14 protein-coding genes are annotated in these 24,410 nt (G+C 48.1%); 10 read left to right on the forward strand and 4 right to left on the reverse strand.

Annotation, left to right across the window (positions count from 1 at the left end; translation table 11 throughout):
* Positions 1-144: 144 nt before the first annotated feature.
* The 10 genes from AC6H3C_RS15600 to AC6H3C_RS15645 all read left to right on the forward strand — a co-directional run bounded on the left by AC6H3C_RS15600 (position 145) and on the right by AC6H3C_RS15645 (position 18,083).
* Positions 145-3,192, forward strand: coding sequence for a SusC/RagA family TonB-linked outer membrane protein (locus AC6H3C_RS15600; protein ID WP_497516338.1), 3,048 nt, complete (start codon positions 145-147; stop codon positions 3,190-3,192).
* A 12-nt stretch (positions 3,193-3,204) separates the two neighbouring features.
* Positions 3,205-4,725, forward strand: a complete 1,521-nt coding sequence (locus AC6H3C_RS15605) for a RagB/SusD family nutrient uptake outer membrane protein (protein ID WP_497516339.1) — start codon at positions 3,205-3,207, stop codon at positions 4,723-4,725.
* 21 nt (positions 4,726-4,746) lie between these two features.
* On the forward strand, positions 4,747-6,501 hold the full coding sequence (locus AC6H3C_RS15610) for a LamG domain-containing protein (RefSeq protein ID WP_497516340.1): 1,755 nt from the start codon (positions 4,747-4,749) through the stop codon (positions 6,499-6,501).
* 109 nt (positions 6,502-6,610) lie between these two features.
* Positions 6,611-8,584 carry a glucoamylase family protein gene (locus AC6H3C_RS15615; RefSeq protein WP_497516341.1) on the forward strand — a complete coding sequence of 658 codons (1,974 nt, stop codon included), beginning with the start codon at positions 6,611-6,613 and terminating at the stop codon, positions 8,582-8,584.
* 4 nt (positions 8,585-8,588) lie between these two features.
* Positions 8,589-9,944, forward strand: coding sequence for a glucoamylase family protein (locus AC6H3C_RS15620; RefSeq protein WP_497516342.1), 1,356 nt, complete (start codon positions 8,589-8,591; stop codon positions 9,942-9,944).
* Positions 9,945-10,021: 77 nt separating this feature from the next.
* Entirely contained in the window at positions 10,022-11,497 is a 1,476-nt protein-coding gene (locus tag AC6H3C_RS15625) for a Gfo/Idh/MocA family protein (protein WP_497516343.1), read from the forward strand.
* 66 nt (positions 11,498-11,563) lie between these two features.
* Entirely contained in the window at positions 11,564-12,313 is a 750-nt protein-coding gene (locus AC6H3C_RS15630; RefSeq protein ID WP_497516344.1) for a 3-keto-disaccharide hydrolase, read from the forward strand.
* A 20-nt stretch (positions 12,314-12,333) separates the two neighbouring features.
* Complete coding sequence (locus AC6H3C_RS15635; protein ID WP_497516345.1) at positions 12,334-14,052, forward strand: family 43 glycosylhydrolase; 1,719 nt, start codon at positions 12,334-12,336, stop codon at positions 14,050-14,052.
* A gap of 10 nt (positions 14,053-14,062) precedes the next feature.
* Positions 14,063-16,348 carry a beta-glucosidase BglX gene (gene bglX, locus AC6H3C_RS15640; RefSeq protein ID WP_497516346.1) on the forward strand — a complete coding sequence of 762 codons (2,286 nt, stop codon included), beginning with the start codon at positions 14,063-14,065 and terminating at the stop codon, positions 16,346-16,348.
* A gap of 106 nt (positions 16,349-16,454) precedes the next feature.
* The gene (locus AC6H3C_RS15645) at positions 16,455-18,083 is read left to right on the forward strand and encodes a sulfatase family protein (RefSeq protein WP_497516347.1); all 1,629 of its coding nucleotides are present in this window, start codon (positions 16,455-16,457) and stop codon (positions 18,081-18,083) included.
* Between the two features lie 13 nt (positions 18,084-18,096).
* Here the strand turns inward: AC6H3C_RS15645 and AC6H3C_RS15650 are convergent, their stop codons facing one another.
* The 4 genes from AC6H3C_RS15650 to AC6H3C_RS15665 form a co-directional block, all read right to left on the reverse strand.
* Positions 18,097-19,680, reverse strand: a complete 1,584-nt coding sequence (locus tag AC6H3C_RS15650) for a sodium:solute symporter (protein WP_497516348.1) — start codon at positions 19,678-19,680, stop codon at positions 18,097-18,099.
* 42 nt (positions 19,681-19,722) lie between these two features.
* On the reverse strand, positions 19,723-20,784 hold the full coding sequence (locus AC6H3C_RS15655; protein WP_497516349.1) for a Gfo/Idh/MocA family protein: 1,062 nt from the start codon (positions 20,782-20,784) through the stop codon (positions 19,723-19,725).
* A 92-nt stretch (positions 20,785-20,876) separates the two neighbouring features.
* A complete protein-coding gene (locus AC6H3C_RS15660) occupies positions 20,877-21,941 on the reverse strand; it encodes a hypothetical protein (protein WP_497516350.1) in 1,065 nt (354 codons plus the stop codon).
* Positions 21,942-22,117: 176 nt separating this feature from the next.
* On the reverse strand, positions 22,118-24,379 hold the full coding sequence (locus tag AC6H3C_RS15665) for a glycoside hydrolase family 31 protein (protein ID WP_497516351.1): 2,262 nt from the start codon (positions 24,377-24,379) through the stop codon (positions 22,118-22,120).
* Positions 24,380-24,410: the final 31 nt, after the last annotated feature.

Here is a 24,410-nt window from a genome sequence, read left to right on the forward strand (position 1 = left end):
AACACAGACAAGAAGTGATGAGGAAAAGATGAGGCAAAGGAATGACTTCACCTGCCAGCGAGAATTCATGGTGTACCCTTTTATTTCCTTTCCGGGATACATCAGTCATAATTTTGTGTACACACTGATTCTAAAAATTGAACTATGAAAAAATTAATGATTCTTTTTTTATTTATTCTATCAGTTACAGCAATTTATGCGCAACAAATTTCTGTTTCGGGTAAGGTAACTGAAGCGTCGAATGGTGAACCCATCCCGGGGGCCAGTGTCGTTGTGAAAGGCACCACCGTGGGTACCATCACCGATTTTGACGGTAATTACACGATTAATACCTCCCCCAATGCTGTACTGGTTATTAGCTTTGTGGGTTTGCAAAGCCAGGAAGTTACCGTGAATAACCGGTCTGTCATCAATATTTCGATGGAAAGCTCCACCGAGCTGGTCGACGAAGTGGTGGTGGTAGGTTATGGACAGTTGAAGGTGAAAGACCTGACCTCGTCCATTACCACTCTCAAATCGGAGGAACTGGTAAAAACCCCTGCCGGACAAACCATGCAGGCTTTACAGGGAAAGGTTGCCGGTGTGCAAATTGTTAGCGCCGGAGCGCCTGGCGGCGAGCCAACTGTTCGAATCAGGGGGATTGGCTCATTTCCTGGTAGCAGTAACTCAAGCCCTCTTTATGTTGTTGATGGGATGTATTTTGATAACATCGACTTTCTTAACCCTTCTGACATCGAAACGCTATCGGTTCTTAAGGATGCATCAGCCGCGGCAATTTATGGGGTAAGGGCTGCTAACGGGGTTGTACTGATTACAACCAAAAAAGGATCGCTTAATAGCAAAACAAGCATTACTTATGACGGTTATTATGGCGTTCAGGTTCCGCAAAATGTCATGAAAATGGCCAATGCCGAACAGTTTGTGAACTACGTGAACCAAACAGGAGCCCCTGCTGATATTAGTTTTGTTGCAAATGCGATGCAGCGTTACGGCCGAAGCCGGATTAATCCGAACGTACCGGATGTAAATACCGACTGGTACGCTGAAATTATGAAATCGCATGCCGCCCAGCAAAATCATTCCCTATCCATTCTGGGAGGCAATGATAAAACATCGTATTCAATGGGCATGAGTTATTTTGATCAGGAAGGTCTGTTGGAAGCCAAAAACTCATACAAAAGAATGACTATCAGAACTTCTATCGACCACCAGGCAAACAATTGGCTGAAAGCAGGGGTTAATTTTAATGTCAGCAACGGAACGCGATACATTGCTGACGATGCTGCCTGGTTTAACGCTTATCATGCCGTTCCGATTCTACCGGTATATGATCAGGAGAATTACGAATACCTTTTAGTTCAAGGGCAGACAAATGCAAGTAATTATGCAAGTGCTCAGCTTTTGGATTATCGTGGTGCTCAAAACCCATTTTTCCCTCTTGCATACAGAGATAACAGGCAAGATATCCGAAAAGTACTCAGCGGTATTTATGCAGAGCTTGAATTAATTCAGAATAAACTGACATTTAAAACGAATTACAACCTCTCCATGATGTTTTTGAAAGGCAGAAATGTTGGATTACCTTATTACGTAACAAATTCGACCAACAGGCTCCTTTCTACCATTAGTTCATCAAGAACAACAGATGTAAACCAGTTCTGGGACAACACGTTGAACTACAACGACAGTTTTGGTGACCATAGTCTTACAGCGATGATTGGTACATCATACCGGGATGAATGGTACGATTACCTGGTTGCTTCGGCCGAGGATATCCCGATCAATGAAAACGCCTGGTATATTGGTCAAACGCGATCCGAAACATCCAAAGATGCTGATGATAATGCAGAGCGTCTTCATGGAATTTCCTACTTTGGACGGGTTTCATACAACTATAAAAGCAGGTACATTGCTTATGCAACAGTGCGTGTGGAAGGAACTCAGAAGTACCAGGAAACCTGGGGAACATTTCCTGCCTTTGGCCTTGGCTGGGTTGTAACGGAAGAAGACTTCTTTCCGGAAGGAAATCTTCTCGATTACCTTAAAATAAGAGGTGGCTGGGGAAAATTAGGTAACGATAAAATTGCGCGCCAGGATGGTGCAAACACAACAAATCCCATTTTCTTAGCGATTGATGATACCCAGGTGGACGGAACCAAAACAACCAGTACGTTTGGATATCTAGGCTGGGAAACCGTAACCGGAACGAATATCGGATTAAATGCTGAAATGTTCAACAATCGCCTGAGTATTGAGGCTGATTATTATGTCCGCGATACGGAAGATGCAGCCATCCCGGTTAGCCTCAAATTGCAGTCGGGCAGTGTGCTTCGAAATGTTGGTACTATCAGAAACTCCGGGTTCGAAATGGTTGCCTCCTGGAAAGGTGAAATCAGCAACAATCTGAAGTATACGATTGGGGGTAACCTGTCAACACTTAAAAATGAAGTACGCGACCTGTACGGGCAAGCCTATATAGATGGTGGTCAGGCCGAATTCCGGCAACGGTCACAGGTTGGTGAGCCATTACTTTCTTTTTATGGCTATGAAGTAGCAGGTGTTTATCAAAATACCGCAGAAATTGCTGCTGATCCGGTCGCTGTGGCCAATAACCTGGTTCCCGGTGATTTCAAATTCAAAGACCAACAAAAGCAAGGAGAAGAAGGTTATGGTGTAATCGACGATAAGGATAAAGTTTTTCTGGGTTCATACATTCCGACGCTCACTTATGGTGGTTTTGTAGGACTTTCTTACAAAAATTTTGAATTCTCCATGAATATCATGGGGCAATCCGGTAATAAAATCCTTAACCGGAAACGAGGCGAAATTATCTGGACAAACGATACAAATTTTGATGCGGAATTGGCCACAAATTTATGGAACGGAGACGGAACATCCAATAAATATCCTTCGGCTGCAGGCTTAAGAAAAGGTTGGAACCAGAATTTTAGTAATTACTTCCTTGAAGATGGCGCTTACTTCCGGATTCAGAACATTCAGCTCGCCTATAATATTATTGGAGAACAACTGATTGGCCCGGGAATGCCTGATGCCAGAATTTATGTCACGGCCGAAAAACCCTTAACCCGATTTAAATATAACGGTTTTTCTCCGGAAGTCCCGGACGGTATCGATCGTCAGTTTTACCCGGTTCCTGCCGTATACACAATTGGTATAAGTCTTAAATTCTAAAAACTTAAAGACATGAAAATAAAACATCTAACAACATATTTCGCACCGATATTTTTCAGTGGGGTGCTTCTTATCTCGGTCATTGGATGTACCGATAAGCTGGATTTGCCTTTTGAGGATGTAGCCTTTACCAGCGATGTTGATTACACAAAAGGTGAGAATATAATCTTACCTCTTTTAGGCGCCTACGAAGGATTATATACTCGTGGTTGGGAGGATCCGGTAACACTGGGGATCCGTGGCGACGATGTAAATGCCGCCGGTGACCAGGCCCCCATGCAGGAACAGGATGCATTCAATTACCTGCCAAGCCACTGGAATCTCAATGCTATATGGCAAAATCATTACAACGATATCATCAACGCTTTTACAGCAATGGATGAAATCGAGAAATATCGTGCTGCCGCGGGCAATGATGCTTTGACCAATCAGTACATTGCAGAATGCCGTACCATAAGGGCATACCTGTATTTAAACCTGGCAAAAGCATTCGGAAAAATTATCGTCATCGATCACCTCGATAATATCCAGAACCTGCCAGCCAGCAATAAAGCAGAAGTCATGCAGTATATTGTCGATGAAATGGATGAAGTGATCCCTCTTTTACCGAATATGCATCCAAACAAGCGAAGTGATGTCCGCGGAGGAATTACCCGCTACACGGCTTATGCTCTACAGGCTTTGGCATACCAGGAAATGGAAGATTACCAGGGGGCCGCAGCCGCAGCCGCAGCGATCATTAGTTCCGGTGAATATCAATTATCGAATGATTATTACCACCTGTTCAAAAAAGCCGGGAAACTGGATAACGAGATCATTCTCGAATTCCAGTACTCTGATTTTAACTCCGGAACCGGGGATCAGTTTCGTCACCTGTTTCATCCGTTTGGACTCCAATGGACACCGGTCAGGACCGGCGCCGATGGCGGTTGGAATTTTTATGAGCCAACCAAGAAGTATATCAAGTTCATGCTGGACAGGGGTGAAACTGTCAGACTTGAAACATCTGTTCATTGGACACCCGCAGGAATGACGGAGATTCAAAATGAATGGGGGACATTACCGGCGTGGATAACCAACACGAACAGGGAAGGGGATGTTTTCGTCAACAATGCCCGGAAAAAGTGGGGAGCCGGCAAATGGATTCAACCATCAACAGAACTGGTTGAAGGAAGAACAGCGCCCGGAAGTAACAAAAATATGATCGTTATTCGTTATGCCGAAATCCTTCTCGTATATGCAGAAGCCTTAACGAGGGGAGCAAGCAGCAATATTTCGATGACTGCTGACCAGGCGGTGAACCTGGTGAGGGCAAGAGCCGGAATGAGTCCTCTCAGTGGCGTAACCACACAAGTTGTGCTGAATGAAAAGCTCGCAGAGCTTGGCACGGAATGGGATATCAGGTTTCATGACATGGTGCGAACAGGAAACACCGCTGAGCTAAGTCACGAAGGAAAAACCTTTACTATGAACAAGGCATATTTTGTAATACCGGCGCCCCAGGTTGCTGAATTACCACAATTGGCTGACTGAATCAACTAAAACTGACTGAAAATGAAAACATATAATAATCTATTCGCTTTTTTACTGAGCCTGTTTGTTCTCAGTGCTTGTGATCAAAACTACATTGATGGTATATCCAGGGTCGATCCGGGTACCGACAAGTCAGCACCCGTGGTGAACATCATTTCACCCGCTGAAGGCTACGAAATTAAAGTGCCCGACCTGGTTTCTCCCATAACCATCGAGATTGAAGTGACCGATGATATTGAGCTGGGTACCATCTCCGTAAAATTCGACGGTACCGAAATTAAAAGTTACAGTGGCGCTGATTTTCCGGACTATCGCCGGGCCCTCAAGAAATACGTTTATGAAAATGTAGCGCTTGGTGATCATGTAATCACTGTAACAGCAACCGACCTGGAAGGTAGGTCAACATCGAAATCGGTGAATTTCTCAAAGGTTTCCCCCTACACGAAAAAATATGCCGATGAAATTTTCTACATGCCTTTCGAAGGCGATTTCATGGAGATGATTTCCTTCCAAAATGCCGGTGTTGTTGGAACCCCGGGCTTTGCCGCTGGCGGGTTACAGGAAACCAGCGCTTACAAAGGGGCAACAAATTCGTACCTGACGTTCCCATTTGAAAACCTGAAAAACGACGAATTCACCATTAGTCTTTGGGTGAAATTGAATGCTTCACCCGACCGCGCCGGTATTCTTACCGTTGGGGCTTCGGACGACAGCCGCAACCAAGGCTTCCGTCTTTTCAGGGAAGGTAGCGCCAGTTCGCAACGGATTAAACTTAACGTGGGGACAGGAACCGGCGAGGTGTGGAACGATGGCGATGTAGTCGATCCGCGTACCGGTGACTGGGTGCATGTGGCATTCACGGTTACTTCAACGGCAAATACCATTTACCTGAATGGTCAACCCGTGCGAAGCGCACCTATGGCCAACGGAATCGACTGGACTGGCTGCAATGAGCTGGTGATTGGCGCAGGCGGGCCAACCTTCTCGTACTGGGACCACAAATCGGATTTGAGCAATTACGACGATCTTCGGATTTTTAGCCGGGCGCTTTCGGCTGACGAAATCCAGGCCGTTATCAACGACGACGCGCCCTACGTTCCCAAATACGATGGTGAAATCTTTTATATGCCTTTTGAAGAAAGCGTAAAGGACCGTGTTTCAAACATCAATGCAACGGTTATCGGTACGCCCGCTTATGCCGATGGAAAGACTGGAAAGGCTTATGCCGGTGCTACCGACAGCTACCTGACTTTCCCGACCGATGGGTTGAAGAGCAATTCATTCAGCGCTGCTTTCTGGATGAAGATCAATGCTTCGCCCGACCGGGCCGGTATCCTGGTGATGGGCCCTGAGGATACGGGAAATGCTGGTTACCCAGACGTGCAGAACAACCGGACAAGCGGCTTCAGGTTCTTCCGCGAAGGATCGTCAACAGCCCAAATTTTCAAGTTGAATGCCGGAAACGGTACGGCTGATTCGTGGTTTGATGGCGGTGCAGCAGCCACTGTTGATCCAACAACTGCCGACTGGACCCACTTCGCGTTTACCATTTCGGGTACCCAATGCGTGGTATATATTAATGGTGAAATTGCCAAGGAAGGCGCGTTTGACGGAATTGACTGGACTGGCTGCAATTTGCTGTCGATTATGTCTGGAGCCCCGCGTTTTAATGAATGGGGCCATAAATCGGACTTGAGCTTGCTGGATGAGTTGCGCTTGTTCAATAAAGCCCTTTCGGCCCAGGAAGTTGCCCAATTGATGCAGGACGGTTTGTAAACTGAAACCTCGAAATAGGAATGCTATAACCCCTCCGCTCCGGCGGAGGGGCAATTCTCAGCTCTTTTATGCTGAGCCTGCTTTATTTTTCAACCTTAATCTGCGAACAATGCGCCAGTTTTGTTTTATACCACTTTTGTCTTTGCTTCTTTTGGCGTCGTGCGGGAAGGATGACCCGGAACCGGACAAAACGCCGGAGAAGCTCGGCATCACATACGTTTATGTTGGCTCGACTGCATTATCGGCAAATGGCACGGGCGAAAATGTGGCGCTGGATAAACCGGTTGAAATCAAGTTCGACAAAGCGCTGAATACCGCTTCTGCCCAACAAAACATGAAGTTGTTTGATGCAAATAACCAGGAAGTTGAGCTTTCATTTACCTTTTTTAGTCAGAATCAGCTGGTTAAAATGGCTCACGAACCGTTGGCAGAGGTAGCCGCATACTCGCTGAAAATTTTAAGCGCATTGAAAGGTGAGAACAATGAAACCTTCGACGGGTTGGTTTTCAATTTCACAACCCTAACGGCGCCTTTGCTTTTGGAATCGGTTACCATTGACGGAACAAGCGTTAATCCGCTAAGCCGGATTCAAAATATTGGCCGCGATCCGCAAATACAGCTGCATTTCAGTTCGCCGGTATCCAAAGATGACGTCTCTGTTTACTCAACCTTCAGTAACGGCGGAACCCCGGTACCCTTCAGTTTAACACAGGTTGACGGGCAAACCATAGCGGTTGCCCTTCATAATCCTCTGGCAGGATTAACGAAATACCGTTTCTCCATTGCTTCGGGCCTGGGAAACCGGATTGGAAAGCCTTTTGCCGGTTTGGATTTGAATTTTTACACCGAAGTCGATCCGACTCCAAAGTTTCCTCTGATCAGCGATGAGGAGCTTTTGACAAAAGTTCAGCGGCAAACGTTCAGGTATTTCTGGGACTTTGGTCATCCGGTCAGCGGATTGGCCCGCGAACGGAATACTTCGGGCGAAACGGTAACCACCGGTGGTTCAGGTTTTGGGGTGATGGCCATTTTAGTGGGAATTGAACGCGGATTTATCACCCGGACCGAAGGTATTGAGCGTTTGGCTAAAATAGTTGATTTTCTGGGAAAAGCCGACCGTTTTCACGGAGCCTGGTCGCATTGGCTCAATGGCAGCACCGGAAAAGTGATCCCATTCAGCCAGAAAGACAATGGCGGCGACCTGGTTGAAACCTCTTTCATGGCTGCGGGTTTACTGGCTGCCCGCCAGTATTTGAATCCTTCCTCCCCGGCAGAGAATGTGTTAATTGGTCAAATCAATGAACTTTGGAAATCCATTGAGTGGAATTGGTATACTCAGGGCGGACAAAAAGTTCTCTACTGGCATTGGTCGCCCAATTACACCTGGGATATGAATATGAAAATTCAGGGCTACCACGAAGCGCTGATTACCTACATCATGGCGGCTTCATCTGAAACTCATCCGATTACGGCTGATGTGTATCACCAGGGTTGGGCGCGTAGCGGCAGCATTGTCAATGGAAAAAACTTCTATGGAATCAGGTTGCCGGTTGGTTACGACTATGGCGGCCCGCTCTTTTTTAGCCATTATTCATTCTTAGGGATTGACCCCCGCAACCTGTATGACCAATATGCCGCTTACTGGGAGCAAAACCGCAATCACAGCCTGATCAACCGGGCTTATTGTATCGAAAATGTGAAGCAATATGTGGGCTATAGCGCCTATTGCTGGGGACTGACAGCCTCTGACGGAGACAAAGGTTATTCTGCACATTCGCCAACCAATGACCGCGGCGTGATTACGCCAACCGCCGCTTTATCCTCCATGCCGTTTACCCCCGAAGAATCAATGGATGCCCTGCGATTTTTCTATTATCAATTGGGCGACCGGCTTTGGGGAGACTATGGTTTTTACGATGCCTTTAATCTGACCGGGAGTTGGACTGCCAGCTCCTTCCTGGCCATCGATCAGGGCCCCATTGTGGTTATGATCGAAAATTACCGTAGCGGCCTAATCTGGAACTTATTGATGTCGGTCCCGGAAGTGAAAGCAGGTTTAACCAAACTCGGATTTACTTATTAACACCATGAAGAAATTTAAAAAATATCTACTCGTCTTATTTGCTGTATCAATCTTCGGATTTGTACAGTGTTGCAGGACCGGTAATAAAAATTCGGGAACAACCCCGGATGCAAAAGAGGGCTTTACGAAAGACTCCCTGTTGAACCTGGTTCAGTACCAAACCTTTCAGTATTTTTGGGAAGGCGCCGAACCCACTTCGGGTATGGCCCGCGAACGGATCCACCTGGATGGCGTGTACCCGCAAAACGATCAGAACGTGATCACGCTGGGCGGTTCCGGTTTTGGAGTAATGGCCATCCTGACGGGCATTGAACGGGGTTTTATCACGCGTGAAGAAGGACTGGCCCGCTTTCAAAAAATAGTCGGCTACCTGGCAAAAGCCGACCGCTTTTATGGCGCCTGGCCCCACTGGCTCGACGGCCCCACCGGTAAAACAAAACCCTTCAGCAAAAAAGACGACGGCGGCGACCTGGTCGAAACCGCCTTCATGATCCAGGGACTGCTCACCGTTGCCGAATATTTTAAAAACGGAAACGAAGCCGAACAACAGTTGGTGGCCGACATCAACAAACTTTGGCATGAGGTGGAATGGGACTGGTACACCAAAGGCGAAGACGTGCTGTACTGGCACTGGTCGCCCAACTACGGCTGGGACATGAACTTCCCGGTAGGTGGCTACAACGAATGTCTGATCATGTATATCCTGGCAGCAGCCTCACCAACCCATCCCGTCAAACCGGAAGTTTATCATAAAGGTTGGGCTCGCGGCGGAGCCATTGCCAATGGCACCGAATATTACGGACTAAATACCGTGCTGAACTTTTACGAACACGACGATTCCCCCACCGGACCGTTGTTTTGGGCCCATTATTCGTACCTGGGCTTAGATCCCCGGGGGCTTACCGATACCTATGCCGACTATTGGGAACTGAACCGGAACCACGCGCTGATTCATTACCGGTATGCCCTGGATAATCCCAAAGGTTATGAAGAATACGGTGAAAAACAATGGGGATTAACTTCCAGTTACTCGATGAACGGTTATGCCGGACATCGTCCGGGCCACGATTTTGGGGTTATTTCGCCAACGGCTGCACTCTCGTCATTCCCTTACACACCGGAGGAATCGATGCAATTTTTAAACTATCTGTACCTCGAAGCCGACTCACTCGTCGGAAAATACGGCCCGTATGATGCCTACAGCCATTCAAATAACTGGTACCTGCCCCGTTATCTGGCCATCGACCAGGGCCCCATCCCGGTGATGATCGAAAATTACCGGACAGGTTTGTTATGGAATTTATTCATGAAAAATGATGACGTTCAGAATGGATTGAACAAACTGGGGTTTAGCTTTTAAATAGAGCTTGAAGGGCACCGGAATCTGTCAAAAAACGGGACAGATCAATTCAACCGACTAACTAAAAAATGAAAAACATGGCACAAAAAAGGAATTTAAACCGACGAAAATTTATTTCTCAGACCACTGCAGCAGGTTTGGGGATGAGCATTGTTCCTGCCCATGTACTGGGCGGCCGGCAAGGGGTTGCTCCCAGCGATAAAATCCAGGTTGCCTTAATCGGCTCCGGAACACAGGCTTTAAAGCAACTACCGGATTGGCTGAAACGTGACGAGTTGCAGTTTATCTCGGTTTGCGATCCCAATCGCGAAAGTTACGATTACCCCCTGTGGGGAAGACCAATGGGCGAAAAAACAGGAGCTCCCGGCGGACGCGAGGTCGGAAAAAAACACATCGACGATTACTATGCACAACAGCATGGAAGTCATTCCTATAAAGCCTGTACCGTTTATGCCGACTTCCGGGAGCAACTGGAAAAAGAAAACGGCCTCGACGCCGTCTTTATCATGACACCCGATCACCTGCATGCCACCATTGCGCTGGCTGCCATGAAGAAAAAATTAAACGTTGCCACCCATAAACCAATCGGCAACTTTATGGACGAAACCCGCTTAACATGCAATCAGGCAAAAGAAAACGGGCTGGCTACGCAATGCTTTGCATTTCTGGATCCGGCCGAACTTTACACGCTGAAAGCATGGATTGAGAGCGGTGTGATTGGCGAAGTAAAAGCGCTCCACCGCTGGACAAACCGCCCGATGTGGCCGCAGGGCTCGCCCTACCTCCCCAAAGAAAAACCAATTCCCGAAGGATTTGACTGGCAGCTTTGGCTGGGCCCCTCAACCGACAGGCCCTATTCGCCCGATTATACGCATACGGCTTTTCGCGGCTGGTACGAATTCGGCGCCGGCTGCCTGGCCGACATGGGGTACTACGGCTTTTGGAAAGACTGGCGGATTTTGAACCTGGGAATGCCTGTGACTGCCGAAGGCGCTTCAAGTTTCACCTGTGAAATACGGGATTTCAAAAGCGGCTGGGTAAAAAATGAGCTGAGTTATCCGCATGCTGCAACGCTTTTCTGGGAAGTGCCGGTCAAGGGTACAAACAAACTGATCGATGTATTTTGGTACGAAGGCGGAATAAAACCGCGAACGCCAAAATCGCTCATCAAAAAAGGACTGAAAATGCCACAGGATGGCGTCATGTTCATCGGCGAACACGGGACCATCCTGGCAAATTATGGTTATGAGAATCCTGTTTTGCTGGATGTGAGAGATAATAACGCTGTCTCTTCAATTAAAATCCCTGAGTTTGAATTGATTGACCAGACCACAGAAATGATCCGTGCCTTTAAAGGCGGAAAACCATCGAGAGGGAATTTTGAACAGGTACAAACCGTAGCCGAGGCCATCTGCCTGGGAAACCTGGCCATTCGCATGGACGACCGGCTGGAATGGGATAACAGCCTGATGCAGGTAACCAATCTGCCCGAAGCCAACCAATACCTGTCCCGGGTATGTCGTAAAGGATGGGAACTTAACATTTATGAGTGATGAGTGATGAGTGATGAGTGACGATTGATGAATGATGAAAACCGTAATCCATTAAATAAAAAAATCATGAGACGAATTTGCATTTTAACCATAGTGAGTCTGTTTCTTTTTTTTACCGTTGCTTTGGCACAGGTGAAAACACAGTTTGAGGCTGAGGGCTACACCAAATTGTTCAATGGGAAAGATTTGACTGGTTGGATCATCCCGAAAGGTGATAACGGCCATTGGTCGGTCATTGACGGTGTCATCGACTACGATGCCCAATCGGAAGCAAAAGAAGATAAGAACCTTTGGACAGAAAAAGAATACCGGAACTTTAAACTACATATTGAATGGCGCTTTAAAGGTTATGGCGACCACCTTTTCCCGCTTCCGACCATTTTACCAAACGGTGAATATTTGCGCGATGAAAACGGAAAAATTATTGAACCGTTGGGGCCAAATTCTGACTCGGGAATCTTGTTGAAAGATGTTGGCCAGGCAAACCTCTGGTGTTGGTCCGTCGGATCAGGAGAACTATGGTCTGTCAGAAACAACCAGTCGCTCCCGGCCGAAGTAAGGGCAGCTGCAGTGCCAACCGAAAATGCCGATAAACCGGTTGGACAATGGAATGCTTTCGACATTACAGTTATTGGAGACCGGATTACGGTCGTCAACAATGGCATCACCGTCATCAACCAGGCCTTATACCCGGGATTGGATAAAGCAGGCCGTATTGGCTTGCAGCATCATGGCGGCATCAATAAAAACACAGGAAAACTGCAGGGTGCATCCAGCCTGGTACAATTCCGTAACATCTGGATTAAAGAATTATGAAGGTAATCAGAACGATAAAAATGACGAAGAAATTATTCACCTGCATCGGGATAATCCTGTTGGGATACCAGTTTGTTACAGCTCAGAAACAGACATACTGCAACCCGATCAATATTGACTATACCTACATGATTTACAATGCCCATAAAGATCTCTCCTACCGATCAGGCGCTGATCCGGCAGTTGTTGAATTCAGGGGCGAATATTATATGTTTGTTACCCGCTCCATGGGCTATTGGCATTCCACCGATTTATTAAACTGGAATTTCATTGAACCCGAAAAGTGGTATTTTCAGGGAAGTAATGCTCCGGCTGCCTTCAATTATAAAGATTCTGTTCTATACGTGGCCGGCGATCCCTCCGGATCAATGAGTGTTTTGTACACCGACGACCCCAAAAGGGGAAACTGGAAAGCCACACCCGGCATTTTGAACCAACTTCAGGACCCTGCGCTTTTCATTGATGACGATGGAAAAGGATATGTATTTTGGGGTTCATCAAACAAATTTCCGATCAGGGCCCGGACATTGGAAAAAAACCTTCGTTTCCGTCCGTCGGAAGAAGTTTATGAACTCTTTAACCTCAATCCTGAGAAACACGGCTGGGAGCGTTTCGGCGAAAACCATTCCGACACCGTTCTGGGCGGTTACATCGAAGGTCCCTGGATGACCAAATACAACAGCAAGTATTACCTGCAGTACGCCGCTCCCGGCACCGAATTCAACGTGTACGGCGATGGCGCCTACATCGCCGATTCGCCGCTGGGACCTTATTCATACATGCCCAATAACCCCTTCAGTTATAAACCGGGTGGATATATGAACGGAGCTGGACACGGAAGTACCGTTGACGGCCCTGATGGCCTGTTCTGGCATTTTTCGAGCATGGCGCTGGCCGTTACAATTGGTTGGGAAAGGCGTATCTGCATGTTCCCGACCTATTTCGACCGGGACGGATTAATGTACAGCAACACCGCTTTTGGCGATTATCCGTATTTTGCGCCGGTCGTTACCGGAAAAGCCGGAACATTTACCGGCTGGATGCTGCTCTCGTACAATAAACCGGTTAAAGCCTCGTCGCAATCGGGTGAGTACGGCCCTGAACATGTTGTGGATGAAAATTCAAAATCGTTCTGGCTTGCCGGTCAAAACAACGACCAGCAGTGGATTGAAATTGATCTGTCCAATCCGGCGACCGTTTATGCCATACAGATTAATTACGCCGATTACCGGTCGGACATGTATGGCCGGATTCCCGGACTGTTTCACCGCTATGTCATTGAAGGATCGGCAGATGGCAAGCATTGGGAAACCTTAATTGACAAAGGTAAAAGCTACAAAGATACGCCCAACGATTACGTGGAACTGGGCATTCCAAAAACAGTCAGGTACATTCGCTATAACAACATTCACGTGCCCACTCCCCATCTGGCCATTTCCGGATTACGGGTATTTGGTCTGGGTGAAGGGAAAGCACCCAAAGCAGTTAAAAACCTGACTGTGAAACGTTACGACGACCGCCGGGATGCGCTGATTAGCTGGGACAAACAGGATAACTGCCAGGGATATAACATTTTGTGGGGAATTTCTCCCGACAAGTTATACAACTCCTGGATGGTTTACGATCATCATTCGTTGGAATTAAAATGTTTGACCACCGACCAGGAATACTATTTCGCAATTGAAGCCTTTAACGAAAACGGCATATCGGGAAGATCAAAGACTTTAAAAGTTGAATAAATTAATGAATATGAAGCAATTAGTAACTTTTTTTGTAGCCATTTGTATATTATCCGGCTGTCAGATTAAGGAAAAAACACCGGCAGATGCAGAAATGGAGACCTTCATCAGCAAACTGATGAACCAAATGACCCTGGATGAAAAAATCGGCCAGTTAAACCTGATCACTCCCGGAGGTGGGATCCCGACAGGCGCAGCAGTGAGTACTGATGTAGAAGCTAAAATTAAAGCCGGCCAGGTAGGGGGCGTGTTTGGAGTGATTGGCCCCGAAAAAGTAAGAATGACGCAGGAAATGGCCGTCAACGAAAGCCGGATGAAGATTCCGCTCTTGTTCGGTTCGGATGTGATCCACGGGTTTAAAACCACCTTTCCGGTCCCGTTGGGCTTATCGTGCAGTTGGGATATGGAACTGATTGAAAAAACAGCCCGGGTAGCAGCTACCGAGGCAACCGCCGACGGCCTCAACTGGAACTTCTCCCCGATGGTAGATATCTCGCGCGACCCGCGCTGGGGACGGGTTGCCGAAGGAGGGGGTGAAGACCCTTACCTGGGCTCAAAAATTGCCGTCGCCATGGTGAAAGGGTACCAGGGCGACGACCTGACGAAGCCAAACACCATGATGTCCACCGTGAAACATTTTGCCCTTTACGGCGCTTCAGAAGCCGGCCGCGATTACAACACGGTGGACATGAGCCGCCTGCGCATGTACAACGACTATCTCCCACCCTACAAAGCGGCCATTGATGCCGGCGCAGGCTGCGTGATGTCGTCGTTTAACGATGTCGACGGCGTGCCGGCAAGCGGCAACAAATGGCTGCTGACCGATCTGCTGCGTACTGCCTGGGGATTTAACGGATTTGTGGTCTCAGACTACACCTCGGTCAACGAAATGATTGCCCACGGCATGGGCGACCTTCAGGCAGTTTCGGCCCTGGCGCTAAAAGCCGGTTTGGATATGGACATGGTTGGCGAAGGTTTCCTGACCACCCTCGGAAAATCGCTGGAAGAAGGTCTCGTTTCTGAACAGGAGATCAACCAGGCCTGTCGCCGCATTCTCGAAGCAAAATATAAACTGGGCTTATTTGACGATCCGTACCGTTATGTTGACGAATCGCGCCCCGAAAAAGAAATTCTGACTGCCGAAACCCGGAAAGTTGCACGCGACGCTGCTGCCCGTTCGTTTGTGTTATTAAAAAATGAAAATAAAACCCTGCCCCTGAAAAAATCGGGGACCATCGCCCTGATCGGACCTTTGGCCGATAACAAAAACAACATGCTGGGCACCTGGGCAGTTTCGGGTAATCCGCAAAATTCCGTTCCTGTTTTAGCCGGAATAAAACAGGTGGCAGGCGACAAGGTAAATGTCCTGTACGCCAAAGGAGCCAATATTGCCGACGATCCGGAGTTTGCAAAAAAAATCAACGTGTTTGGTCCCCGGATCGAAATTGACGAACGCGGCCCTGAAATCATGCTCAAAGAGGCGCTTTCGGTATCGGCGAAAGCCGATGTGATTGTAGCCGTTATTGGCGAAGCAAGCGAGATGAGCGGCGAATCGAGCAGCCGGACAGACATCACCCTGCCCGAAAGTCAGAAAAAACTGCTCCGTGCGCTTGCCAAAACCGGGAAACCCCTGGTGGCGGTACTTATGAGCGGTCGTCCCTTGGCGATGGAAGAAGAAAACGAACTGGCTGACGCCATCCTGCTGACCTGGCATCCGGGGATAGAGGCAGGACATGCTGTCGCCGATGTCCTGTTTGGCGACTACAATCCCTCGGGAAAACTGACCATGACTTTCCCGCGCAACGTCGGGCAGATTCCGATCTACTATAACCTCAGGAACACCGGCAGACCCGGAGCAACCGAGGAATTCAAAAAATTCGAATCATATTACCTCGACGTTCCAAACTCGCCTTTATATCCTTTTGGATACGGATTGAGTTATACCTCCTTCGAATACAAAAACCTTCGGTTAAGCAGGAATGAATTAACCGGCGGAGAAGAACTGGACGTTTCGGTCGAAGTAAGTAATACCGGTGATTATGATGGCGAAGAAGTAGTCCAGTTATACCTGCGCGATCTGGTAGCCTCGGTCACCCGGCCCCTGAAAGAATTGAAAGGCTTTGAAAAAGTAGCTGTTGCGAAAGGCGAAACCAAAAAAGTACACTTCAAACTAACAACCGACGATTTGGGCTTTTATCATCAGGATATGAGTTTTGTAACCGAGCCGGGAGACTTCGAAGTTTTTGTTGGCGCCGGTTCACAAACCACCATGAAGGAAAAATTTACACTGAAATAATGCGATTAACCCGCAAACAAATTAACTTTAGAAGAATCTTGCCCGGCAATACCATTCCTTTACGGGCAGGGTTCTTTCCCATGTTTAACCCCGTAAAACGAATCTGATGGAAAAACAAACAATAAAAGGAAAAGCTGTTGCCGCATTTGGGCTGGGAGCCTTAAGCCTTTTCGCATGTACAAGCCGGGATGCTGAACCGCAACGTCCGAACATTGTGTTTATCATGAGCGACGATCATGCCTACCAGGCGATCAGCGCTTACAATAACAAACTGATCGAAACTCCCCATATCGACCGTCTGGCCCGGGAAGGCATGCTGTTTACAAATGCCTGCGTCACCAATTCCATTTGTGCGCCCTCACGGGCCACCATCCTCACCGGGAAACATACCCACCTGCATGGAAAGGTAGATAATGTTTTTCCGTTCGACACCACCAATGTAACCTTCCCTCAACTCCTCCAACAGGCCGGTTATCAAACCGCCATGTTTGGCAAGTTACATTTTGGCAACAACCCGAAAGGATTTGATGAATTTATGATTTTACCCGACCAGGGAGATTATTATAACCCCGACTTCATCACCAAGAAAGGCGATACGGTGATTACCGGATACGTGACCGATATCATTACCGACCTCACCCTCGACTGGTTAAAAACACGACGAAAAAAAGACCAGCCTTTCCTGCTCATGTACCTGCATAAGGCTCCGCATCGCGAATGGATACCGGCTGAAAGGCATTACAAAGAATTTACAAAAAAGACCTTCCCCGAACCGGAAACGCTGTTCGACAATTACGAGGGTCGCGGAACTGCCGCCAAAACGGCCGAAATGAACCTGCTGCATCACATGACGATCTCGGCCGATAACAAAATCTATCCTGAAGTGGCCGAAGAATTAGGCATCAAAGAATCATCGAATTGGGGTAAAAATGTTTTTCTCCAGAAATATTCCCGGCTGAACGAAGAGCAAAAAAAACAATACGACGCCATTTATCAACCGATTAATGAGGCGTTTAAAGAAGCCTACCCCAGCATGACCGACGAGGACCTGATGCGTTGGAAATACCAGCGGTACATGCAGGATTACCTGGCCTGCATCGCTTCGGTGGATGAAAATGTAGGCCGGGTATTGGACTATCTGGATAAAAATGGTTTACGCGAAAACACCATCGTGGTTTATACCTCCGACCAGGGTTTCTACCTGGGCGAACACGGCTGGTTCGACAAGCGTTTTATATACGACGAATCATTTAAAACACCCTTGCTGATTCGCTGGCCCGACAAAATTAAAGCCGGATCAAGCTCGAACGAAATGGTACAAAATCTCGACTTTGCCCAAACATTCCTCGAAGCAGCAGGCCTTCCCCAACCCGGCGACATGCAAGGAGAAAGCCTGGTACCCCTGCTGACCGGCCAAACGGAGAGCTGGAACCGCGATGCCGTATACTACCATTACTATGAATATCCGGGTATCCACATGGTCAAACGGCACTATGGCATTGTAACCACCGACTACAAACTGGCCCATTTCTACTTTGATGTGGATGAATGGGAATTGTACGACCGGAAAAACGACCCCTTCGAACTAAAAAACGTGTATAACGATCCTGCTTATGCCGAAGTGGTTGACAAACTGAAAGAGCAATTGGCCGGGCTCCGGGTGAAATACCAGGATTCAGAGGATCTGGACCAAAAATACATCCAACGGTACCGCGAACGGGGATTGATCAAATAAGTTACAACTAAATTCAATGCCCGTTAAAAAGAATATACAAACCGATCATCACCACAATTAATGCGGCCCACAACCACAGAACTTTCCGGTTGGGACGGCCCAGTTCGCCATAATCAAATTGAGGCCGTGTTTCTGTATCTTTCTCAGCAACCGAGAGCAGAAAAGTCAGCGCCGCCAAAAACACAAAAATGAAAAAGGACAACAATAAAAAATGGGGCCAGAAGGTGTAAGTTTCTTTCGGGAAAATCCACAGGTAAAAAATCCCGGTGCCGATACTGATCAGCGTTCCAAACGACAAGGTAAAATTGACAGCCCGTGTGGTGGTACGTTTCCACAGCACCCCAAACAGGAATACCACCGCCATGGGCGGGGCAATAAAGCCCAGGATGGCCTGGAAAATATCGAACAGGTTTAGCCCTTTGATGCTGTCGATGGCCAGGGTGAGCACAATGGAAACGGCAGCTCCCATAACAGTGACCATGCGGCCGATCGTAACAATCTGCTTTTGCGAAGCCTGCGGCTTATATTTTTTCACATAAATATCCATTGTAAACACGGTACTCAGCGAATTGAGCGCCGAGTCGATGGTACTCACCAGCGCGGCAATCAGCACGGCCATCACCATCCCGATCATGCCCGAAGGGAGTAAACGGGTCACCATGGTCATGTAAGCTTCGTCGGGATTCGAAAGGTTCGGGAACAACACAAAGCAGGTGATTCCGGGAATGATGAACAGCGCCACATCCAGAATTTTGAGCCAACCGGTAAAGTTTGCGCCTAACTGACCTTGTTTCAGGTTTTTTGCACCCAGCACCGATTGTACCATCGACTGGTCGGTACACCAAAACCAGACGCCCATCACCGGATAGCCCAGGATGATGGCCAGCCAGGGATAATTGACATCATCAGCCGGCAATAACAAGTTCCAATAGTGTGAAGGGGTATTTTCGTAAATCGCCATAGGCCCTCCGGCTTTTACCACGCCAACTACGGTCAGCGCCAGCGAAACGGCAATCAGCAAGCCCATTTGAAACACATTGGTATAAGCAATCGCCTTCAAGCCGCCCGCAATGGTAAAAAAGGCGGCAATGACGACCAAAACGATAACCGAAATCCACAGCGGAAGATCCAGTATTTGCCCAACCAGGATGCCGCCGGCAAACAAGGTTAAGGCCAGCCATGAAATCAGGATGGTAATCAGCGTATACCAGGCCAGGATATTGCGGGTGGATTGTCCGAAACGCTTTCCCATGAACTCGGGAAGCGTTTGCACATTGGCCCCCAAATAACGGGGAGCAAAAACCATCGCCAGTAAGAAGATAAAGACAAAAGCATACCAGCCAAAATTACCGGCCACCACGCCGGTGGTATATCCAATACTGGCTGAGGCAATCAGCATGGAGGGCCCCACGTTGGTTCCCCACATGGTCAGTCCGATGCTGGACCAGCCCAAAGAACGTCCGGCTAGAAAAAGGTTTTCACCTTCTTCTCGTTTTTTCACAAAACTTACCCAGTAGCCAATGGAGATCAGCACGAGTAAATACAGGATAACGACAATGAAATCAATGGGTTGTAAAAAACTATTTATACTTTCCATGTTGTTTGTTTAGCGTGATTAGTCAGGTTTTCAGTTTAAGCTTCAAAGCGGAATGTCTTTCAGCAAATCTTTAATTTTTACTGGCAAGCCTGTTTTTAAAGATTGTTGCATGGCCTTCAACACGGCGATGGTTCCAATACCTTCTTTCAGGTCGGGATAGGCCGTTTGCCCGATTTCCAGGCAATCGGCAAAATATTCGAGGTAATTCTGGTACTCGCCGGCATGATGCGATTTTCCTTCGAAGCGGAAATAATGTTTCAGTTTATCGTCGAAAGTGATCAGTTTTTCCTCGCCGGTTTTATCGGTAATGGCATAGCGCAGGTCCATGTAGTCGGCCTGACTGCAACCTTCCGTCCCGCGCAGGATACAGGTCATTTCGCTTTCGCGGACTGTTGGCTGGACCGGGCACGAATAGCTTCCGCTTACCCGGGCAATACGCCCGTCGGCTGCCTTGAAGAGAAAGTGCATGGTATCTTCATTCCTCAGTCCGCCGGTCAGCCCGTTTGGGCTCAACATGCCGTAGCCCATTACTTCGTCCAGATCGGGCAGGTACCAGCGCACCAGGTCAACCGGATGACTTAATCCGCCAAACAGCCACATGAAACTTTCCTGTAATGACCAGCCTTTGCCTAAAAACCAGCGGTGATCGGCATTGTAATGCGCCTCCACGGTTACCAACTTACCGATTTCTCCTTGTTGAAAATCGGCCCGCTGCCGTTTCATGGGTTCGAAAAAGCGGGAGCTTTGTCCCACAAATACCTTTTTACCGGTTTGTGCCGAAACGGTCAGCAACGCGGCAGCCTCATCCAGCGAATCGAGCAGAGGTTTGGTACAAACCACATGTTTGCCGCTCTGCAAGGCCATTTTGATATGCGTCGCATGCAGGTGGTCGGGCGTGTAAATGCCAATGACATCAATCTCCCGATCAGCCAGCATATCCTCATACGTTGTTGTGTAACGGTGAAAATCGAACTCTTTTGCCCGTTGTTTACACAGTTCTTCGTTGCGGTCGCAAATTGTATGCAACTCCCATTTTTCACTCTTCAGGGCAGCCGACATGGTGCTGCGCCCTTCTCCCAATCCTAAAATTCCTAATCGAAGCATATTAAAAAAGTTTCAAGTTTCAAATTCCAAGTTCCAAGCAGTCAATGACCAATGACTAATTATCCAATAACCAGTAGTCAGAAGCGGATTCTTTACCTGTATTTCTCCACAATCTTCAAGGCCTGATCAATATCCTTTTCCGATTTGAAATCGACATTGATGTGCAGCCCCTGGTTGCCCACATGGTCCAGAAGCGGTTCCAGTTCGTCGAGGGTGACCCAGTTGGCCATCACCGATTTGCCGCCGGCCAAAATGCGTTTGTACAAATTATACCAACACGGATCGCCTCCCTGGGGTTGTCCTACTCCGGGCGTCCACTGAATAGCATTTAACTCGTTTATTTCGAGCAAAGCGTCCAGGTGGCGCTGAGCATCCACTCCATCCAAATGATAAAGCGTATAGTCAATTTTCCGGCACTGCTCCCAAATATAGGGCTGCACAAATCGCCGGTAATCTTCTTCGGAAATCATGATGGACAGGTCGCATTGAAGCTTGGAAACCTTTCCTGGCCCCCAGATCGAGAAATAGCAAAAGGTCATCTCGTCGCCTTCGCGGATGATGTTGTAAATGCGGTCGAACACCTCGAAATAGACATCGTTTACTTGCTGTAACTGCTGCTCCAGCCCTTCGGGGTCCATAATCATGTCCATCATCACTTCGCTGGTTCCGCGAATGCTGGCCAGCACATCCAAACCTTCCACCAAATCGGGGCAACCCACATAGTATCGGTTGGTTGAGTTGGCTTTGCAGGCTTTCAACAAATCTTCGTGCAACTTCCAGTACGGATCATTTTCATTAAACGCGAGGTTCAAATCTTTGCCTTCCACATGTTTAATCCAGATGGTATCTTCGCCTCCATCGAGCGCCGCGCCCATCATGGCAGCCAGCGAGCCCGGCCCCAGGTGCGTGTTGGCTACCGGCAGGATGTCGGCCTTAAACGAGCTGCGCGACAGTTGATCATGCAGGTTTGCAGCCCGCCATTCCGGGTCGAACCAAAATTGCTGCAAGTCGCGGGCCGGTGCGGGCGGACGCACCAGTTCATGCGGGGCGCCATCTTTTTGCAAATGCTCCCACATGCTCAGCACAATACCTTTTCCGTTCCACCAGTCGATGTATCTTTTTTGGGATTCTTCCCAGTTGGTTTTCCAGGTTTTCATATTTGTTTCAAGTTCCAGGTTTTGAGTTTTGAGTTTTGAGTTAAGGCAATTGCCAGGCCATTACTTCAATATTGAAAATTGATTATTGAGCCTACTCCGAAAAGTTCTTTTACCCCCAATCCCCTCAAGGGTACTTTGAAGAGTACACTCATTATTTAATATTTTATATTTTTCTATCACCATAAATTCTTCAAAAAACTGTTTTCGATACCTGAATAACCGCTCTCGAAAACAAGCTGCTTTGTTTCTGCGAAATCCATCTCATCCGTATTGCTTACCGGATGCGGATAAACGGGGATTTGTACGCCGTATTTCACCCAAACCGGCATTTCGTCAAGCGGACACTCAAAGTTCTTCAGCCAGCAGTTTCCTTCGGTCATTTTTCCATTAAACAGGTTCACCCAGGTTCCTTCGGGTAAATAGATATCGCGAAGGTTTTTGCTGTTCATCACCGGAGCTACCAGGAAATCGTCGCCAAAATAATACTGGTCGTCAATGTGCCAGCACATTTTATCCTCCGGGTGATGAAAAATCAATGCACGCAAAACCGGGAAACCGGTTTTAGTTGTCTTTTCGCTTTGTTCAAGCAAATACGGGATCAGCGCGTAACGCAGCTTCAGCCACTTGCGCACGATTCCGGCAATAGTGGGATATTCGTACGGTTCGCGCTTCGAGGTGCCATGATACCTGAGGTGCGACGAAAACACGCCAAACTGGGTCCAGCGCACATACAGGTCGTCGGGAACCACCGAATTCATAAAATCGGGCACTCCGTGAAATCCGGGCACATCGTGGCTCCAAAAGCCAAAGCCCGACAAACCGATGTGCAGGCCGCCTTTCAACGAACCGGCCAGGCCATCCCAAGAGCAAGCCGAATCGCCTCCCCAGTGCAACGGATAACGCTGACAACCAGCCCATCCGGCGCGGGCCCAAACAATGCCATCGCCGGTAATTTCTTTCGTGACTTCGAAAGCTGCTTTTTGATACAGCAACGCATACAGGTTGTTGAGCAGTTCGGGATTCATGGCGTGATATTCCGCATCCAGGTGGATGTCTTCCCCAAAGTCGGTTTTAATGCAAACAACGCCCATGTTTAACAGGTTGCGAAGAAGTTCCTTGTACCATTCCACCGCTTTCGGGTAAGTAAAATCGATGGTTCCGGCATAATCCAGCGCGCTGAAATTGGAGCCGCCCTGCTTTTCCGTCTTTTTCAGGATGCACATGTATTTGTTTTCCAACGCCTCATCGTGCTGTTCGGCTTGGGCAGCGATATACGGCATTTGCCAAAGGCTCACCTTAAAACCGTCGTCACGAAGTTTGCGGATGAATTTTTCCGGTTCAGGGAAGCGTTCGGGATTGAATTTCCATTCGCACAGCCAGTCGGTGCGAAACCAGCCGGTATCGAGATGGATCACATCACAGGGGAAATCTTCCTGTCGCAGCCTGTGGCAGATCTGCTCCACTTCACCGGCCGAAAAGTAGGTCATGCGGCTCATCCAGGTGCCAAAACTCCAGAGCGGCAACATCGTTGGAAAGCCGGTCAGGCACCGGTATTCGTAAAGAATTTCCGCCGGCGTTTCACCGCCAATCAGGAACACATCCATTGCCGGTTCTTCGGCAAGCAACTGCACCGAACGGGTGGAATGGTCGGCCAGCGAAAATTTGCTATGCGCCGTGGTGTGCATGAACAGGCCATACATCCGGCTCGACAGGTAAAACGGAATATTTTTATACGTGCGGCGGTTGTTCACTCCCTGCCCGTCCTGGTTTTTCAGTTGAAACGTGTGACCCGACAAATCCATTTTGGTGAACCGTTCGCCGGTACCGACAAATTTTTCATCCGCTTCGGCATGAAACGACATGGTGGCACGGCGCCACTGTCCCTCCCGCTCCACACAAGCCAGCGCAAAAGCATCGTGACGGGCCGGAAAAAACTGGTCGTAGGCGCTCAGTTCAACTTCTTTTTTCCCGTCAGGCAGAAAAGTCATTTCCAGTGTTTCGCGCGGAGGCGGCAGCAAGTCGCTCCAGTGATCAATAGCTATCGGTTTCCGGTTGTGCCGGGCCCGGATGGTCCCGTTGGCATCTTTTACAATCCATTCATCAGCGCTTTTTTCAACAGACAAGGGTACAATTTTTAATCCCGGGTCAATCGCCAGCATTTCCGAACCAGGCATCGACTCACAATCGAAACCGACAGACAGACGCAGGATTTTATCGCCATAGGCCCTCAACCGCAACTCAAAGTTTTTGCGGTCAACCGTCAAATCCGGTTGCATATCGTTTCCCGGAAGTTGCTTTTGGAAAGGAATGTCAAAAACCACATCCGTCCCGTCAACACGGACATCGCCGGGCATACCGGTTTTCCACAAGCTTTCTTCGCCGAAAAGGCTTGGATCAAAATCCAGAAAGTCGTAGAGTTGATAATTCGTTTGTTTCATATTCTATATGAATAATTTTTTTTTAATAGCT

This window comes from Gaoshiqia sp. US2 (assembly GCF_059705485.1).

Excerpts from the sequence above, each read along its gene's own strand:
- bglX (WP_497516346.1), top strand. The coding sequence starts at position 14,063 with ATGAAGCAATTAGTAACTTTTTTTGTAGCCATTTGTATATTATCCGGC.
- AC6H3C_RS15655 (WP_497516349.1), bottom strand. The coding sequence starts at position 20,784 with ATGCTTCGATTAGGAATTTTAGGATTGGGAGAAGGGCGCAGCACCATG.
- AC6H3C_RS15610 (WP_497516340.1), top strand. The coding sequence starts at position 4,747 with ATGAAAACATATAATAATCTATTCGCTTTTTTACTGAGCCTGTTTGTT.
- AC6H3C_RS15615 (WP_497516341.1), top strand. The coding sequence starts at position 6,611 with ATGCGCCAGTTTTGTTTTATACCACTTTTGTCTTTGCTTCTTTTGGCG.
- AC6H3C_RS15635 (WP_497516345.1), top strand. The coding sequence starts at position 12,334 with ATGACGAAGAAATTATTCACCTGCATCGGGATAATCCTGTTGGGATAC.
- AC6H3C_RS15605 (WP_497516339.1), top strand. The coding sequence starts at position 3,205 with ATGAAAATAAAACATCTAACAACATATTTCGCACCGATATTTTTCAGT.
- AC6H3C_RS15630 (WP_497516344.1), top strand. The coding sequence starts at position 11,564 with ATGAGACGAATTTGCATTTTAACCATAGTGAGTCTGTTTCTTTTTTTT.
- AC6H3C_RS15625 (WP_497516343.1), top strand. The coding sequence starts at position 10,022 with ATGGCACAAAAAAGGAATTTAAACCGACGAAAATTTATTTCTCAGACC.
- AC6H3C_RS15645 (WP_497516347.1), top strand. The coding sequence starts at position 16,455 with ATGGAAAAACAAACAATAAAAGGAAAAGCTGTTGCCGCATTTGGGCTG.
- AC6H3C_RS15660 (WP_497516350.1), bottom strand. The coding sequence starts at position 21,941 with ATGAAAACCTGGAAAACCAACTGGGAAGAATCCCAAAAAAGATACATC.
- AC6H3C_RS15620 (WP_497516342.1), top strand. The coding sequence starts at position 8,589 with ATGAAGAAATTTAAAAAATATCTACTCGTCTTATTTGCTGTATCAATC.
- AC6H3C_RS15665 (WP_497516351.1), bottom strand. The coding sequence starts at position 24,379 with ATGAAACAAACGAATTATCAACTCTACGACTTTCTGGATTTTGATCCA.
- AC6H3C_RS15650 (WP_497516348.1), bottom strand. The coding sequence starts at position 19,680 with ATGGAAAGTATAAATAGTTTTTTACAACCCATTGATTTCATTGTCGTT.
- AC6H3C_RS15600 (WP_497516338.1), top strand. The coding sequence starts at position 145 with ATGAAAAAATTAATGATTCTTTTTTTATTTATTCTATCAGTTACAGCA.